Genomic DNA, 1453 nt, shown 5'->3' on the forward strand with positions numbered 1-1453 from the left:
CCGTTAGCCATCCATGCCCCTCTCGGGGCACCACAGAATAATGAAAATTTTGCTGCCGCGTTCTATACTATTCTTACGGCTGGTGAGGAAGGTCGTTAAGCTATGGTGTTGCGAACCCACCCGTTAGTCTGACTCCAACGATCATGGTGCACCACGGTATGTCGCTCCTTTTTGGAAGCACGCGGGGTAGATTAATCCTTTTCTGGTTGTTGCCCAGTCCTCAATTCTAATTGCCGTAGAAAGGTGAATGTTATGGATGTCCTCATCGAGCGCGCTTGCGGTTTGGATGTTCACAAGAAGTCCATTACCGCTTGCATCGTGACTCCCGAAGGAAAGGAGATTAAGACGTTTCGTACGCACACGGTTTTCTTGCTTGACTTGATCGACTGGATCAAGCAGCATCGCTGTACACATGTGGCCATGGAGAGTACCGGGGTCTACTGGAAACCCATCGTCAATCTGCTGGAAGCCGAGGAGATTCAGTTTCTTGTCGTTAACGCCCAGCATATTAAGGCGGTCCCTGGCAGGAAGACGGACGTGAAAGATGCAGAGTGGATATGCAACTTGCTGCGTCACGGGCTACTAAAGCCGAGTTATATTCCTGACCGTAACCAACGCGAACTTCGCGAATTAGTCCGTTACCGGCGCAGCCTGATTCAGGAACGATCCCGTGAACACAACCGAGTCCAGAAGGTTCTGGAAGGCGCTAATATTAAGCTCGCCGCTGTTGTCTCCGACATTATGGGCGTGAGCAGCCGCGATATGATGGGTGCCATGATCGAGGGTGAAGAAGATCCGGAAAAGCTGGCTGCCTTCGCAAGACGAACCTTAAAGAAAAAGAAAGAAGAGCTAGAATTAGCCTTACGGGGTAATATGAGTGCACACCAGCGGATCATGCTGAAAACGATGCTTACTCATGTCGACTTTCTGAATGAACAAATCCTTGAGCTGGACACGGAGGTAGCCAAACGGCTCGACCCTTTTCAGCAAGACATTGAGCGATTAGATACCATCCCGGGAATTGGCCGACGTACTGCGGAACAAATCTTGGCTGAGGTTGGAACCGATGTTGGTTCTCGCTTCCCTTCTGCCGCTCATCTCTGCTCATGGGCTGGTCTTGTGCCAGGGCAAAATGAAAGTGCCGGAAAACGAAAATCCTCGAAAACCCGTAAAGGCAACAAGTATCTTCGAGCGGCACTTATTGAAGTCGCCCACTCCGTATGCAGATCCGACAATTACTTGGGAGCTCAGTACCGGCGCATCGCCGCACGTAAAGGCCGGCACCGAGCAGCTGTAGCTGTCGCCCACTCCATCATGGCTATTGTTTATTACCTTCTCACACGCAATGAGGACTACAGAGATTTAGGCAGTCATTACTTTGAACAGCGACAGCAAGAAGCCATTATGAAGCAAGCTGTTCGCAGGCTTGAGAGTCTTGGTTTTCAGGTTGCTC

At 50.7% G+C, this 1453-nt stretch carries 1 protein-coding gene; it reads left to right on the top strand.

What is annotated here, in order from left to right:
* Positions 1 to 252 precede the first annotated feature (252 nt).
* On the top strand, positions 253 to 1453 hold a 1201-nt coding region (locus EV294_RS30135; protein WP_132313690.1), incomplete at its 3' end, for an IS110 family RNA-guided transposase.

Origin of the sequence: Paenibacillus sp. BK033 (genome assembly GCF_004345425.1) — a bacterium.
Taxonomy (GTDB): domain Bacteria; phylum Bacillota; class Bacilli; order Paenibacillales; family Paenibacillaceae; genus Pristimantibacillus.